The following is a 13,028-nucleotide window of genomic DNA, read 5'->3' on the forward strand; positions in this document are numbered from 1 at the left end:
GCAAAGCGATTAAAGGCCAACTTTGGTGAAAACAAAGCGCCGGAGCCACAAAGGGCGTCCGGCGCTTCTGGATGCCGGCCGGGGCCGGGTCATTTGGGCCTGGTGAACCAGGCCCGCTACTTATTGAACGACGGTGACCGCGCGGCGGTTCTGGCTCCAGCAGGAGATGTCGTTACAGATCGCGACGGGGCGCTCCTTGCCGAACGACTTGGAGGTGATGCGCTGGGCATTGACGCCACGCGACACGAGATAGTTCACCACCACCGAAGCGCGGCGTGCGCCCAGGGCGATGTTGTATTCGCGGGTACCGCGCTCGTCGGCATGGCCTTCGATCATGATGCGGTAGTTGCTGTACTGGTTGAGCCAGGCGGCCTGCTTGTCGAGGGTCGCGGCAGCTTCGGTGGTCAGCGACGAAGAGTCGGTTTCAAAGAACACGCGGTCGCCAACCGAAACAAGGAATTCCTGCTGGCTGCCCGGCGCGCCGCCGCCCGGGCCGAGATTGCCCACGCCGGTCATCATTGCGTTATCGGGCGTACGCGAACACGCCGCTATCGCGACGACGAAAAGCAGCATTGCGGCGGCGCGCAACGCGGTGGTGATCGGTGCAAGGGACAGCATCCGGAAAAAGCTCCTGAAAGGCAATAATTCTAGGTACGGCATTTACCGTGCTTATTCTTAAGGCCGGGTTCCAAGTCGTGGTTAATTGAAGCTTAACGGGGCGCGAATGTGGCAGAAACGCGGGCTTTTTCCGGCTGCGTCATTCCTGCCACAGCGCTTGGTGAACTGGTCGTATGGTTAAACGCGCCGGGGCTCTACTGCCCCGGCCGCGGAGTAGAAAGCTTGCGCCTTAGCTGCGCAGCCCGGACCAGGCAGGATCGGACGCATAGCTTTCGGTGGGGATGGTCTGGAGGTTGCGGCCCCAGATATCGACGCTCTGCAGCTTGGGGCCGTCATTGCCACCGGGATCTTGGAAGAACATGATCACGCGGCCATTGGGCGCCCAGGTCGGACCTTCCGCATGGAAGGTTGAATGCAGCATGCGCTCGCCCGAACCATCGGGGTTCATGATGCCGATATTGAACTGCCCGCCCGACTGGCGCGTAAAGGCGATCAGATCGCCCTTGGGTGACCAGACGGGCGTCGAGTACAAGCCTTGGCCATAGGAAATGCGCTGCGGGTTACCCCCGCCCGAGCTCATCATATAGATCTGGGGCGAACCGCCACGATCGCTTTCAAACACGATCCGGCTGCCATCGGGCGAATAGGATGGACCCGTATCGATCGCAGCGCCCGAGGTGAGCTGCACCGGCTGGCCGCCACTCGTGCTCACGGCATAGATATTGGTCGCTCCACCCTGCTCCACGGAAAACGCCACCGTGCCGCCATCGGGTGAGAACCGGGGCGCAAAGGTCATGGCGCCTAGCGAAGCCAGCCGCTGCTGCCGCCCGCTCGACAGCTGCAGCAGATAGACCTGCGGATTGCCGTCCTCGAAGTTGAGGTAAGTGATCAGGTCATTATTGGCCGAGATGCGCGGCGTCAGCGCCAGCGTGCGCCCATCGGTCAGGTACTGCGGATTGGCGCCATCCTGGTCCATGATCGCGAGGCGCTTGACCCTGTTCGCCTTGGGACCGCTTTCGGCCACATAAACCACGCGGGTATCGAAATAGCCGCTGCCACCGGTCAGCGCCTCATAGATGGCGTCCGAAATGATATGGGCGACGCGTCGCGCGCTGTTGGGATCGGTGTTGTAGCTCTTGCCCACCACCTGGGCGCCCTGCTGGGTGTCCCACACGCGCACCGAAGACGCGATCTGGCCGCCGCGGTCCACCGCACCCATGACGAGCGCGGTCACATTGGCCGTGCGCCAGGTGTTGAAATCGGGCGTGGCATTGACGTCCCCGACCTGTACCGGCAACGACGCCGGATCGAGCGGCAGGAACAAGCCCGAGCGGCGCAGATTGGCGCGCACGATCTCGGCCGTTTCGCGCCCAAAGCTTGGGTCCGAGGAGGCAAAATCGGGGATGGCGATCGGCAGTGGCTGGAAATTGGCGCCCTCGACCGTGATGTTGAGCTGTGCCTGGGCAGTGCTGGCGGTGGCGAGGGCCAGCCCGCCGGCAACGCCGAGCTTGAGGGCGCTGCGCCGGGTTAAACGGGTCATTTCAGTCTCCATTCATGCCATTCACCGGCATCTTGCCGGGGAAAGGCGCGCTTCAAGGACGTCACGGACGCAACGTGACATTGATATTCTGCCATTGGTCATAGGAAGCCGCCGACAACATGCTGTAGGGCCCGCAGCCTGCCACGGCGCTCACGGCCTTCTGGGCAATGGTGATCGCTTCAGGCTGCTCGCTAACCGAAACAATTCGAGGCACATCCGCCAGCGAGCCATCCTGATTCAACCGCATATTGACCACCACCTGCGCGCTGCTGATCTGCTCATTGGGGAGCAGGTTCCAGCATTGCTTGATCTTGGCGACCAGCGCACCGATTTCGGTCTGGCTCAGCGTCGCCGAGGTTCCACTAGTGTCGCCCAGCGTCGGTGAACCGCCGCTACCGGTGGTGGCGCCGGTGGAAGTATCCTTGTTGATGATGGCCGAAATATCGTCGGCCAGCGAAGCATCGAGTTGCTCGCCCGCTTGCTGCTTTTCGGCTGCCTGTGCCGCAGCTTGGCGTTTGCGTTCCGCATCGGCCTCAGCCTTGGCATCCGCAGCCGCTTTGGCATCGGCCACGGCCTTGGCTTCCGCCGCGGCCTGCCGCTTGCGTTCTTCGTCTTCGCGCTTCTTGCGCTCGGCTTGGGCAGCAGCAAACTGCTGCCGCTTTTGCTCAAGATTGGTCGGACGAGACACAGGAACTGGCGCCGTAACCGCGGGCTCGGCGGGCTCGGGCGTGGGTTCAGGTTCCGGCGTCGGTTCGGGCGTCGGCTCCGGCGCGGGCTCCGGCTCGGGAGCTGGCTCTGGCGTTGGCGCGGGTTCTGGCTCCGGCGCGGGTTCCGGCGTCGGCTCTGGCTCAGGCGTTGGCACCGGCTCGGGCGGCGTCGGCCGCGTCGCGGGCGTCGGCGGCACCGGCGCTGGCGTTGGCTCGGGCTCCGGCAGCGGTTCGGGCTCCGGCTCAGGCAGAGGTTCTGGCTCGGGCTCTGGTGCGGGCGCCGGGGTCGGTTCGGGCACGGGCTCGGGTTCAGGCTCCGGTTCCGGTGCAGTCTCGGGTTGAGGCGCCGAATTGGTCACCGGCATCGGCACCGGCCGATCAGCCTCTTGCGGCGTCGGCTGGTCTTCTTGCGTATTCCCAGTTGGCTGCGCGACCTCGGCAGGTTCATCGGATTCCACCACGGCTGGCGTGTCGGTTTCCACCACCGTGCTGTTGAGCGAGCCCATGCGGATCGCCGCAAAATCGCTGATGGGGACGAGGTCCACGGCGATGGCGTCTTCCACCACGGTCATAGGCTCGGCCATGCCGAGATTGACCAGGCCAATCGTCAGCACGGCAAGGTGGGCAGCGATGGAAGCGACAAGACCGGTGCGCATTGGCCCGACTAATTTTCCTGTTGCGTGATAAGGCCGATCTTGGTGTAGCCACCAGCCGACAGCAGCCCCATGACCCGCATCACCGCGCCGTAGTTGGCGGTGGTGTCCCCCCGAAGAAAGATACGATCCTCGGTGCCATTGACGGCCTGCTGCGACACCGTCGCGACGAGATCGGCTTCACTGACGGGATCCTCACCCACAAAGATGGCGCCCTCGGGCGTGACTGCCACGGTGATAGGCTGGGTCTGGCTCGACAGCTCGCCGGCAGCCGTACGCGGCAGGTCGATCGGTACGCCAGCCGTCATCATCGGTGCTGCCACCATGAAGATGATCAGCAGCACCAGCATCACGTCCACCATCGGCGTGATGTTGATTTCGCTCATTACCGCTTTCTTGCGGCCGCGCCGACGGCGCCCGCCGCCACCACCAGAAGCTACGCCCATGCCCATGTCAGCGGCTCCGCGCTTCGAGTTGGCGGCTCAGAATGGTGGAGAACTCGTCGGCAAAGCCTTCGAGCCGCCCGATCATCTTGCCCGCATCAGCGGAAAGCTTGTTGTAGGCGATAACCGCGGGGATAGCGGCCACGAGGCCAATGGCCGTTGCAAACAGCGCCTCGGCAATGGGGCCGGCCACAACAGCCAGATTGGTGTTTGACGACGCGGCAATGGCGGTGAACGCATTCATGATGCCCCACACCGTGCCGAACAGGCCGATAAAGGGGCCGGCGGAGCCAACAGTGGCCAAAAAGCCGAGCCGCTTTTCGAGGTTCTCGCTTTCGCGCGAAATGGCGACGTCGAGCACCTTGTCGAGTCGCTGCTGCATGCCGACAAACGAAGCGGCGTTCTGCTCGTGGCTGCGCTTCCATTCCTTCATGGCGGCAACAAACACGGCGCCCAGCCCACCCGAGGTGCGCTCGGACTGCTGCTGATAGAGCTCCTCCAGCGATTGCCCCGACCAGAAAGTGCGCTCGAAGCGGTTCATCTCCGCCTGCATGCGGCGATAAGTGAGGGTCTTGTCGATGATAATGGCCCAGCACCAGACCGAGGCCGCAAGCAAGCCCAGCATCACTGACTTCACGATCCAGTCGGCCGCCCAGAACAGGCCCCAAATAGATAAGTCCGTGTGCGGCGCTACTGCGCCCACCGCATCCATGGCTTCCATGTCGTGATCCTTCTGGCTGGCCTCTTGCTGCCGGCCCGTGCACCCGTGGCGATGGGGCCCAAATCTGTCAAAATTAAGAGAAAAGCCTTGCCTAACGGAGCGTTGAGAGCACCGGTGCAAGTACTACTCTTTCTGTGACTCGATTATGGTCAAGAAGAGGTTAACAAACCGCCCACCGCCGACATGCGACGCCACGCCGCGCTAATCGGCCAGGGCGCGCAGTGCTGCCGGCAGCCGTGTCGGCTTGCCGCCCATGTTGATCGCCACCACGACGACCTGGGCGTCGACCAGCAGTTCGGCGTCGCGCCACACGCCTTGGCTCAACTGCAGGCGCGCGCCGCTTGCCCCTGCCACCAGCGTTTCCACCCGCAGCACATCATCGATGTGCGCGGCCGCCCGGAAGTCGAGCTGCATGCTGCGTACGGCAAAGGCCAGCCCTTCCCGGCCCAGTTCGGCATGGTGGATGCCTTGCGCCCGCAGCAACTCGGTGCGCGCCCGCTCCATGAACTTGAGGTAAGCGGCATGGTACACATTGCCGGAGAAATCGGTGTCCTCATAATAGACCCGAACAGCAAAAACATGCGGCTCAGCCATGGCGCAACCGGCTGATCTGGCGGATCTTCCGGCTCACGGCTCCTCGGGCTCCTCGAACAAGGTTGCTTGCGTCCCGATAAAGCCCTGCGGCACGCTCTTGCCCAGGTGCTGGAAGGCTGTGCCCGTCAGCATTCGCCCCCGAGAAGTGCGCTGTATGAAACCTTGCTGGATCAGATAAGGCTCGACAATCTCCTCGATCGCGTCACGCGGCTCGCTCAGCGCAGCCGCAATGGTCTCGATCCCTACGGGCCCCCCGCCATAGAAATCGGCAATCATCGTCAGATAGCGCCGATCCAGTTGATCGAGCCCGCGGGCATCCACGTCGAGCCGCAACAAGGCCTTGTCGGCAATGGCCCGCGTGATCTCGCTCGAGCCCTCGACCAGCGCAAAATCCGTTACCCGCCGCAACAGCCGGCCGGCAATGCGGGGTGTCCCGCGCGAACGGCGCGCGATTTCCAACGCCCCATCAGGCGCCATTGGCGTGCCCAACAGCCGGGCGCCGCGCTGCACGATCTGCACCAACTCTTCGGGCGTATAGAAATTAAGGCGCACGGGAATGCCGAAGCGATCCCGCAGCGGCGTGGTCAACAAGCCCGCGCGCGTCGTCGCGCCCACCAGCGTAAACCGCGCCAGATCGATCCGCACCGAGCGTGCCGCCGGCCCCTCCCCGATGATCAGGTCAAGCTGAAAATCCTCCATGGCAGGATACAGCACTTCCTCAATCGCGGGATTGAGCCGATGGATCTCGTCGATAAACAGCACATCGCGATCTTCGAGATTGGTCAGCAGTGCCGCCAGATCCCCGGCCTTGGCGATCACCGGGCCAGAAGTCGCGCGAAAGCCCACGCCGAGCTCGCGCGAAATGATCTGCGCCAATGTGGTCTTGCCCAGGCCAGGCGGCCCCACAAACAACACATGATCGAGCGCCGCACCGCGCTTCTTGGCGGCCTCGATGAACACCTCAAGATTGGCACGCGCCGCCGCCTGCCCGACAAATTCCGAAAAGCCGGACGGGCGCAGTGCCACATCCAGTGGCTCATCGCGCCCGGCAACGGGAGAAGTAAGATCGGTCAAACGGATGCCCTGACTTGCGTTAGCGGGAGCACCATGGCTGTCTCCAACATCATGTTCGCCGGCTCAGCGCTGGCGGCGGAGCGGCTCGGAAAGACCATCACTGGCTCAACTCGCGCAGGCCCAGCCGGATCAGCTTTTCGGTCGCGGTATCATCCCCCTCACGGGCCACAACCCGCGCCAGGGCGGCGGAAGCTTGCGCCCCCGAATACCCCAGATTGACCAAAGCGGAAACTGCATCGGCTACATTCCCGCTAGCTGTTCCCTCGCCTAAGGCGGTCTGCAGCCCGAGCGTGCCCGCGTCAATGCCCCCGCCCTGCGGCGCCTTGCCCTTGAGCTCGGTCACCAATCGCAACGCCAGCTTGGGCCCAACCCCATTGGCCCGCCCGATCATCGCCTTGTCACCTAGTGCAATAGCGCTCGACAATTCCGATGGTGACAGGGCGGACAGGATCCCAAGCGCCACCCGCGCGCCAACGCCCTGCACGGTCATGAGGAGGTTGAACCAGCCCTTTTCGGCTTCGCTGCCAAAGCCATAAAGCCGGATCATGTCTTCGCGCACCACGGTTTCGATGAATACCACGGTTGCTTCCCCGACCCGGGGCAATCCCTGCAAAGTGCGCGACGAGCAAAAGGCCTCGTAGCAGACCCCTCCCACATCGATGAGCACATGATCATCGCCAAAGCTGTCGACGGCACCCTTGAGCTTGCCGATCATGCGCTCATCCGTGCCCGTTGCGCCGCAACCCGGTGATGGGCATGGCAGATCGCGATCGCAAGTGCGTCGGCCGCGTCGGCGCCCTTGATCTTGGCCGTGGGCAGCAAGGTCTTGACCATCAGCGCCACCTGTTCCTTTTCCGCGTGCCCGGTGCCCACGATCGATTTCTTGACGAGATTGGTGGCATATTCCGCCACCGGAATGCCGCGATGGGCCGGCGTCATCAGCGCCACCCCCCTCGCCTGTCCCAGGATCAGCGCCGAGCGTGGTCCCGAGTTCACGAAGGTTTCTTCCACCGCCGCCTCATCGGGCGCAAACCGCTCCAGCAGGTCCAGCAACTCCGTAAAAAGGATCGCGAGGCGCTGCGCCAATTCGCCTTCCGTGGGCGGAGTGACCGTGCCGCAGGCGATGAATTGCAGCTTGTTGCCCTGGGTTTCGATTACCCCCCAACCGCAGCGCCGCAGTCCTGGATCGATGCCGATGATTCGCACTGGTGGTGTCATGTTTCACCCATACCTGAAGGCGCTTCTCCTACCAAGCAGAAGTGAACAAAGCAGCAACGGAGCCCTGTGGAAGAAGCGACACGCGTAAAATTCCACCCATTGCACAAACCCCATTTTCAAGAAGCACCTTCTAGGTTCGGCAATGTTCATGAAGGGGCATTAACTTATGAGCTGTGACCTGGTTTGCTGCGCCCCTTTGGCGCCGCGACGCTTCTGTGCATTGCCGCGCCTGACCGCGCTGTCCCGCCCTGGGCACTCGCTCGCTTCTGCGCTCACCACCTATCGGCAGCGCTCGGAAAGGTGGGTAGCCAATGGCTAGCCCTTGTCAGGATAGCATCGGGGGGAGCGGCTCACGTACCTGGTCGAGCGTCACCCGTTGGACCGTGTTCGGCACCTTGGGCTGCCTCCTGGTTTCCGTCGGGTTCAATGCCCTGCTATTTGAAAATCTAGGTGGTGCAGCGCTGCAACGGGCGATGATCAGCGCCACGGTGCTACCCATCTTCCTGGGCGTGCCGCTGCTTTTTCTCCTAAGCTTGCGGCTGCGGCGCCTTGCCATTGCCAATCGCCGGCTCGGCATGGTTGCCCGCACGGACAGCCTCACCTCTTGTCTTAATCGCGGCGCCTTCACCGCCCAGGTGACGACGCAGTTGGCGCGCGCCGGCAGCACCCCGGGCGGTGCCTTGCTGGTGATCGACGCCGACAACTTCAAATCCATCAACGATCGGTTCGGCCACGATGCCGGCGACCTTGCCCTGACGGTGATCGCCCGGGCGATCCGCTCGGTGCTGCGGGCGGGAGATCTGGTGGGAAGGATGGGCGGCGAGGAATTTGGCGTGTTCCTGCCCGGCGTCGATGCCGACATTACGCGCGCTATTGCCGAACGCATCCGCAGCGCGGTCAATGAAGCAGAATTTGTGCCGCGCGGCACCGTACAAGCCCTGTCCGTCAGCATTGGTGGCGCTGTGTTCGGCAGCGCCATCGGTTTTTCCGAATTGTTCCGGATTGCCGATCAGCGCCTTTATGACGCCAAGCAAACCGGCCGCAATCGCGTGACGATCGTCGCGGCCGATCAGTTCTTTCCCCAGGCCCTGCAACGCGCCTGAGGAACCTTGTCGAGGCTTAGTCGGCCAGCTTGGCCATGTCCTCGTCGCTCATCTCGAAGTTGGAATAAACATTCTGCACGTCATCGTCTTCTTCGAGCGTAGCGATCAGCTTCATCAGCGTCGCGCCCTTGTCGGCATCGATGGGGGTATTGGTCTGCGGCTTCCACACGGCCTTGACTGATTCTGCTTCGCCCAGTGCCTTTTCCAGCGCGGCGGCCACTTCGACCATCGCCTCAAAGCTCGTGTAGATATAGTGGCCCTCTTCGTCGCTCTCGACATCATCGGCGCCTGCCTCGATGGCGGCTTCCATGATCTCGTCGGCACTGCCGGCGCTTGCCGGATAGGTGATCTCGCCAACCTTGTCGAACATGAACCCGACCGAGTTGGTTTCCCCCATCGCGCCACCATTCTTGGAGAAGTAGGAGCGCACATTGGAGGCGGTGCGATTGCGATTGTCGGTCAGCGTTTCCACGATGATCGCGACGCCACCTGGGCCATAGCCCTCATAGCGGATTTCGTCATAGTTCTCGCCGTCGCTGCCGATCGCCTTCTTGATAGCGCGATCGATATTGTCCTTGGGCATGGACTGGGCGCGCGCATTGGTCACCGCCAGGCGCAACCGGGAATTGAACGCCGGGTCGGGCATGCCCATCTTGGCTGCCACCGTGATTTCGCGCGCCAGCTTGGAAAAGACCTTGGAACGCACCGCATCGCTTTTGCCTTTGCGGTGCATGATGTTCTTGGCGTGTGAATGGCCGGCCATCGGTCAGTCCTTGGGGTCTGGTGTTGTTGTGGTGGCGCGTTATAGGCAAGCCCGGCGCGAATGTGAAGCGGGCTAGAACTCGGGCAGCGCCTGCGCCAAGACCCCGCCCACCCGTACGGGCAGCACCTTGACCGCCAGTCCCGTGCGCGGATCGGTTTCCACCGCCACGCCGCACAAGGTCGCTTCCCCTTCGGCTGGCGTGAACCGGCCATTGGCAATGCCGGTGAGGAACCGGTTCAGCGGCTCGTCGGGGTCCACCCCGATCACCGAGTCGTAGTCCCCGCACATGCCCGCATCCGCCAGCAGCGCCGTGCCGCCCTTGAGAATGCGCAAGTCAGCCGTCGGGATATGGGTGTGGGTGCCGACGACGAGGCTCGCCCGCCCATCGAGAAAGTGCCCCATGCCCTGGATTTCGGAAGTGGCTTCCGTGTGAAAATCCACAATAATTGCGTCGGCCTGCTCGCCCAGCGGACAGGCGGCAATCGCCGCTTCCACCGCTCGGAACGGATCATCGGCCGGCCCCATGAACACGCGCCCCAGCGCGTTGACCACGAGCACCCGATGCCCGTTGCGGCCCTCGACAAACATCGCCCCGCGACCAGGGGTGCCTGGCGCCATGTTGATGGGCCGCACCAGCGTCGTTTCTCGCTCGATAAACGAGATGGTGTCGCGCTGGTCGAACGCATGATCGCCCAGGGTCACGATATCGGCGCCCGCCGCCCGGATGCCGTTGAAATGCGGCTCGGTCAGCCCGCGCCCATGGCTGGCATTTTCCCCGTTCACCACCACAAAATCAAAGCCGTAGCGCTCGATCAATCCGGGCAGGCGATCGGCAATTCCCTCGCGGCCTGCACGGCCCACGACGTCGCCCAAGAATAGAAATTTCATTATCTGCCGCCGAACTGTCGAATGCCGGTTTCCGTTATCACAGCGTCCAGCGCAATGTCATGCTCGTCCCGGGGAATGGCGTCAAACTCTTGCACGCTGTAAGCCACGCCTACCATCAGTGGCCGCCCTTCCCGCTCGGCAAAGCTGCGGTCATAATAACCACCGCCATAGCCCAGCCGGGTGCCCAGCCCGTCAAAGCCCAGAAGAGGCACCAGCACCAGGTCCGGGTGGGCGTGAGGCGCAAGTTCGGAGGGAGCGAGCGTGCCGAACCCCGCCGGGTAAAGCGGTGCGTCCGGCTCCCACACTCGCATCTGCAGCGGGCCGTGTGGCCGGACGATCGCCGGCAACACCACGGTGCGGCCATCATCGAGCAAGCGCAGCAAAATTGGCCGACAGTCCAGCTCATCCACCAGCGGCCAATAGCCCGCGATCACTTGGGCGAGCCCGAACCGAGGCTCGGAAAAAAATAGCTGGGTAACACTCTCGGCCGCCTGGGCCCGCTCGCCGGCGGGGAGCGCCGCCCGGCGGGCCTTTGCCGCTTGTCGCAAGCTCGCCTTGGTGTCTTCGTTACGCTCAACAACCATAAGGCGCTTTGTTGCCTGTCGCGAAAATAAGGTGCCACCCTGGCCGTGGGATAGGCGATCCCGGGAACCTACTTACGTAGGTGGGCGCCGTATGTCCGAGCCCACGGGCCCGGTCAGGGACAGCTCCCTTTAGGATCGATAAGGCCCCGGGGATATTGGTATCCAACACGCACCGGGCAGCGCTCGACATATAGGCCTTTCGCAGGCGGGTGCAAAGGGCCACACAGCACAAAATCTGGCAAATCGCGGCGGGCCAATTAACCCGCTATATGTCGACCAATCCGATGGCGTCTTGGATCCTGCCGCCCTTTAACTCATTCTAGCCCTGCGCAGCCCTCTGGCGGTTTGCATTCTGGGGCCGCTCGGGACATGAACTTGGTGAAGTCTTTGCCGACATGGCGATCGAAATCCCTGGCGTGGCTGACAGCGCTGCTCCTGATGGTGCTCGCGCAGCCCGCCGCCCTTGGCGTGGAAACCCAGTCCGCCGCGGCGTCCGCCAATCCAGAGGAGCCCGAGGAGCCCGCCCGCTCCTGCTTTACCCTCAATGACGAGCCGGTTTGCATCGCCGAAACCAGCTATGTCGCCGATGTCTGCAGCGCCATCTCCCGCTTTTCCAACCATTACGAGATCCCTGAAGCGTTCCTTGCCCGGCTGATCTGGCAGGAAAGCCGCTTCGATCCCCAGGCCATCAGCCCCGCCGGCGCGCAGGGCATTGCCCAGTTCATGCCCGGCACCGCGCGTCTGCGCGCGCTCGACAATCCCTTCGACCCCGCCCAGGCGCTGGCCCGTTCGGCTGAATATCTGGGCTTCCTGCAGGAAAAATTCGGCAATCTTGGCCTTGCCGCTGCGGCTTACAACGGTGGCGAAGCCCGCCTCTCACGCTATCTGGCTGGCACCGGCGGCCTTCCGGCCGAAACGCGCAACTATGTCTCGGTGATCACCGGCCGCCCCGCCGATTATTGGCGCAACGATGCGCCCGAGCCGGTCGACTTCACCCTCGAGCCCGAAAGCCCCTTCCTCGATTCCTGCCTCGATATGGCCTCGGCGGTCAAAATACCCAACCTGGATACCACCAATGCTGCCTGGCAGCCTTGGGGCGTGCTGATTGCCCAGCACAACACCAGCGAAGTCGCCCGCAACCGCTTCGATACCGCTCAAAGCCAGTTTTCCAAGGTGCTGGGTGAGGAAAAGCTGCTACTGATCACCGTCCGTAATCCCAATTTCGGGCGTCAATTGCGCTTTTCGGCCATGGTGGGCCGCCCTACCCGGCAGGAAGCCAACGCCCTATGCGAGCGCTTGATGGCTGCCGGAGGCAACTGCATCGTCCAGAAAAACGGCTCCTGAACTTATTTCTGGGGGCCGACCGCCGTTTCGTCCAACACCCCGGCGACAATTTCGAGCGAGCGCGCGGCCTGCTCGAGCTTGCCGGCAAAGCGCTGCTCGAGCGCATCCATTTCCCCGGCGATCTGCTGGCCCGCAGCGCTCAATTGCTCGATTTCAGCCTGCAACGCCGCTATGCGCTTTTCGGCTTCCGCCAGTTCATCGACCACGGCGATCCCGGCCATTACCGTCAGGCGCGTATCCCCGATTTCCCCGACCACTCCCTTGATCGCATCCACCTCCCCATCAAAGCGCTTGGCCAAGCCAATCAGGTGTTTTTGCTGGCCTTCTTCGCACGCCATTCGATAGCGGCGGCCGTTGATCTCGACATTGACTTCAGGCATCGCCTACTCCGCTTTGGCCAGCACTTCGCGCACGGTTTCCATGGCCGCCACAAGCCGACGCGACACCTCATGGGCACTGTCGTCGAGGCGCTTGGCCTTGGCCGCAGTCTTGTCCAGCTCGCTGGCCAGCCGCGCGCGCTCGGTCACCAGGCGCTGCGTATCGACCTCGATGCGGTTGAGCCGCTGCATGCGCTGCTGCAGATTGGCCGAACTGGTTTCGAGTCGCGCCAAGGCACGATCAAATCGCGCTACTGCCGCGCTGATCCCGTCTTGAAGTTCGCTCTCACTCATCGCCAACAACACTTTCTGCGACCGATCATTCCAGCCCCTGCAGGGTGCCCCAGCGCCCTGTCTAATGCAACGGCCTTCCCACCCACGGCAATTGACAGGGTGGTCGA

General features: G+C 63.1%; 16 protein-coding genes and 1 other RNA gene. 2 read left to right on the plus strand and 15 right to left on the minus strand.

Annotated elements, in window-relative coordinates:
* Positions 1 to 120: 120 nt before the first annotated feature.
* The 9 genes from pal to ruvC all read right to left on the minus strand — a co-directional run bounded on the left by pal (position 121) and on the right by ruvC (position 7,568).
* Entirely contained in the window at positions 121 to 618 is a 498-nt protein-coding gene (gene pal / locus ELX51_RS13170; protein WP_127753953.1) for a peptidoglycan-associated lipoprotein Pal, read from the minus strand.
* Between the two features lie 229 nt (positions 619 to 847).
* Positions 848 to 2,158, minus strand: coding sequence for a Tol-Pal system beta propeller repeat protein TolB (gene tolB / locus ELX51_RS13175; RefSeq protein ID WP_248305116.1), 1,311 nt, complete (start codon positions 2,156 to 2,158; stop codon positions 848 to 850).
* Between the two features lie 61 nt (positions 2,159 to 2,219).
* Positions 2,220 to 3,521 carry a hypothetical protein gene (locus ELX51_RS20155; protein ID WP_206524624.1) on the minus strand — a complete coding sequence of 434 codons (1,302 nt, stop codon included), beginning with the start codon at positions 3,519 to 3,521 and terminating at the stop codon, positions 2,220 to 2,222.
* A gap of 8 nt (positions 3,522 to 3,529) precedes the next feature.
* Entirely contained in the window at positions 3,530 to 3,970 is a 441-nt protein-coding gene (tolR, locus tag ELX51_RS13185; protein ID WP_127753955.1) for a protein TolR, read from the minus strand.
* 1 nt (position 3,971) lies between these two features.
* Entirely contained in the window at positions 3,972 to 4,673 is a 702-nt protein-coding gene (gene tolQ / locus ELX51_RS13190) for a protein TolQ (RefSeq protein WP_127755285.1), read from the minus strand.
* A 210-nt stretch (positions 4,674 to 4,883) separates the two neighbouring features.
* Positions 4,884 to 5,276: a tol-pal system-associated acyl-CoA thioesterase gene (gene ybgC, locus ELX51_RS13195; protein WP_127753956.1), complete on the minus strand. Its 393-nt coding sequence runs from the start codon at positions 5,274 to 5,276 to the stop codon at positions 4,884 to 4,886.
* Between the two features lie 33 nt (positions 5,277 to 5,309).
* Entirely contained in the window at positions 5,310 to 6,308 is a 999-nt protein-coding gene (ruvB, locus tag ELX51_RS13200) for a Holliday junction branch migration DNA helicase RuvB (RefSeq protein ID WP_248305348.1), read from the minus strand.
* A 139-nt stretch (positions 6,309 to 6,447) separates the two neighbouring features.
* Positions 6,448 to 7,065 (minus strand): Holliday junction branch migration protein RuvA, encoded by a 618-nt coding sequence (gene ruvA, locus ELX51_RS13205; RefSeq protein WP_127753958.1) that lies wholly within the window; start codon positions 7,063 to 7,065, stop codon positions 6,448 to 6,450.
* Positions 7,062 to 7,568 (minus strand): crossover junction endodeoxyribonuclease RuvC, encoded by a 507-nt coding sequence (gene ruvC / locus ELX51_RS13210; RefSeq protein ID WP_127753959.1) that lies wholly within the window; start codon positions 7,566 to 7,568, stop codon positions 7,062 to 7,064. Before ruvC ends, ruvA begins: the two co-directional genes overlap by 4 nt.
* Before the next feature lie 311 nt (positions 7,569 to 7,879).
* Between ruvC and ELX51_RS13215 the strand changes: the two genes are divergently transcribed.
* Positions 7,880 to 8,671, plus strand: coding sequence for a GGDEF domain-containing protein (locus ELX51_RS13215; protein ID WP_127753960.1), 792 nt, complete (start codon positions 7,880 to 7,882; stop codon positions 8,669 to 8,671).
* Between the two features lie 16 nt (positions 8,672 to 8,687).
* Here the strand turns inward: ELX51_RS13215 and ELX51_RS13220 are convergent, their stop codons facing one another.
* From ELX51_RS13220 to ssrS, 4 genes are all read right to left on the minus strand, one after another.
* Positions 8,688 to 9,434: a YebC/PmpR family DNA-binding transcriptional regulator gene (locus ELX51_RS13220; RefSeq protein WP_127753961.1), complete on the minus strand. Its 747-nt coding sequence runs from the start codon at positions 9,432 to 9,434 to the stop codon at positions 8,688 to 8,690.
* A 72-nt stretch (positions 9,435 to 9,506) separates the two neighbouring features.
* Complete coding sequence (locus ELX51_RS13225) at positions 9,507 to 10,322, minus strand: TIGR00282 family metallophosphoesterase (RefSeq protein WP_127753962.1); 816 nt, start codon at positions 10,320 to 10,322, stop codon at positions 9,507 to 9,509.
* Positions 10,322 to 10,906 (minus strand): 5-formyltetrahydrofolate cyclo-ligase, encoded by a 585-nt coding sequence (locus ELX51_RS13230; RefSeq protein WP_127753963.1) that lies wholly within the window; start codon positions 10,904 to 10,906, stop codon positions 10,322 to 10,324. Before ELX51_RS13230 ends, ELX51_RS13225 begins: the two co-directional genes overlap by 1 nt.
* A gap of 27 nt (positions 10,907 to 10,933) precedes the next feature.
* Positions 10,934 to 11,092: non-coding RNA, 6S RNA (gene ssrS, locus ELX51_RS13235), on the minus strand.
* Positions 11,093 to 11,284: 192 nt separating this feature from the next.
* Between ssrS and ELX51_RS13240 the strand changes: the two genes are divergently transcribed.
* Positions 11,285 to 12,250, plus strand: a complete 966-nt coding sequence (locus ELX51_RS13240; RefSeq protein ID WP_164854864.1) for a lytic transglycosylase domain-containing protein — start codon at positions 11,285 to 11,287, stop codon at positions 12,248 to 12,250.
* Positions 12,251 to 12,252: 2 nt separating this feature from the next.
* Here ELX51_RS13240 and ELX51_RS20425 read toward each other — a convergent pair whose 3' ends face one another.
* The gene (locus ELX51_RS20425; protein WP_127753965.1) at positions 12,253 to 12,630 is read right to left on the minus strand and encodes a cell division protein ZapA; all 378 of its coding nucleotides are present in this window, start codon (positions 12,628 to 12,630) and stop codon (positions 12,253 to 12,255) included.
* A 3-nt stretch (positions 12,631 to 12,633) separates the two neighbouring features.
* Positions 12,634 to 12,921: a DUF4164 family protein gene (locus tag ELX51_RS13250; RefSeq protein ID WP_127753966.1), complete on the minus strand. Its 288-nt coding sequence runs from the start codon at positions 12,919 to 12,921 to the stop codon at positions 12,634 to 12,636.
* Positions 12,922 to 13,028 lie beyond the last annotated feature (107 nt).

It is taken from the genome of Devosia sp. 1566, from assembly GCF_004005995.1.
Lineage (GTDB): Bacteria > Pseudomonadota > Alphaproteobacteria > Rhizobiales > Devosiaceae > Devosia.

Excerpts from the sequence above, each read along its gene's own strand:
- pal (WP_127753953.1), bottom strand. The coding sequence starts at position 618 with ATGCTGTCCCTTGCACCGATCACCACCGCGTTGCGCGCCGCCGCAATG.
- tolB (WP_248305116.1), bottom strand. The coding sequence starts at position 2,158 with ATGACCCGTTTAACCCGGCGCAGCGCCCTCAAGCTCGGCGTTGCCGGC.
- ELX51_RS20155 (WP_206524624.1), bottom strand. The coding sequence starts at position 3,521 with ATGCGCACCGGTCTTGTCGCTTCCATCGCTGCCCACCTTGCCGTGCTG.
- tolR (WP_127753955.1), bottom strand. The coding sequence starts at position 3,970 with ATGGGCATGGGCGTAGCTTCTGGTGGTGGCGGCGGGCGCCGTCGGCGC.
- tolQ (WP_127755285.1), bottom strand. The coding sequence starts at position 4,673 with ATGGATGCGGTGGGCGCAGTAGCGCCGCACACGGACTTATCTATTTGG.
- ybgC (WP_127753956.1), bottom strand. The coding sequence starts at position 5,276 with ATGGCTGAGCCGCATGTTTTTGCTGTTCGGGTCTATTATGAGGACACC.
- ruvA (WP_127753958.1), bottom strand. The coding sequence starts at position 7,065 with ATGATCGGCAAGCTCAAGGGTGCCGTCGACAGCTTTGGCGATGATCAT.
- ruvC (WP_127753959.1), bottom strand. The coding sequence starts at position 7,568 with ATGACACCACCAGTGCGAATCATCGGCATCGATCCAGGACTGCGGCGC.
- ELX51_RS13215 (WP_127753960.1), top strand. The coding sequence starts at position 7,880 with ATGGCTAGCCCTTGTCAGGATAGCATCGGGGGGAGCGGCTCACGTACC.
- ELX51_RS13220 (WP_127753961.1), bottom strand. The coding sequence starts at position 9,434 with ATGGCCGGCCATTCACACGCCAAGAACATCATGCACCGCAAAGGCAAA.
- ELX51_RS13225 (WP_127753962.1), bottom strand. The coding sequence starts at position 10,322 with ATGAAATTTCTATTCTTGGGCGACGTCGTGGGCCGTGCAGGCCGCGAG.
- ELX51_RS13230 (WP_127753963.1), bottom strand. The coding sequence starts at position 10,906 with ATGGTTGTTGAGCGTAACGAAGACACCAAGGCGAGCTTGCGACAAGCG.
- ELX51_RS20425 (WP_127753965.1), bottom strand. The coding sequence starts at position 12,630 with ATGCCTGAAGTCAATGTCGAGATCAACGGCCGCCGCTATCGAATGGCG.
- ELX51_RS13250 (WP_127753966.1), bottom strand. The coding sequence starts at position 12,921 with ATGAGTGAGAGCGAACTTCAAGACGGGATCAGCGCGGCAGTAGCGCGA.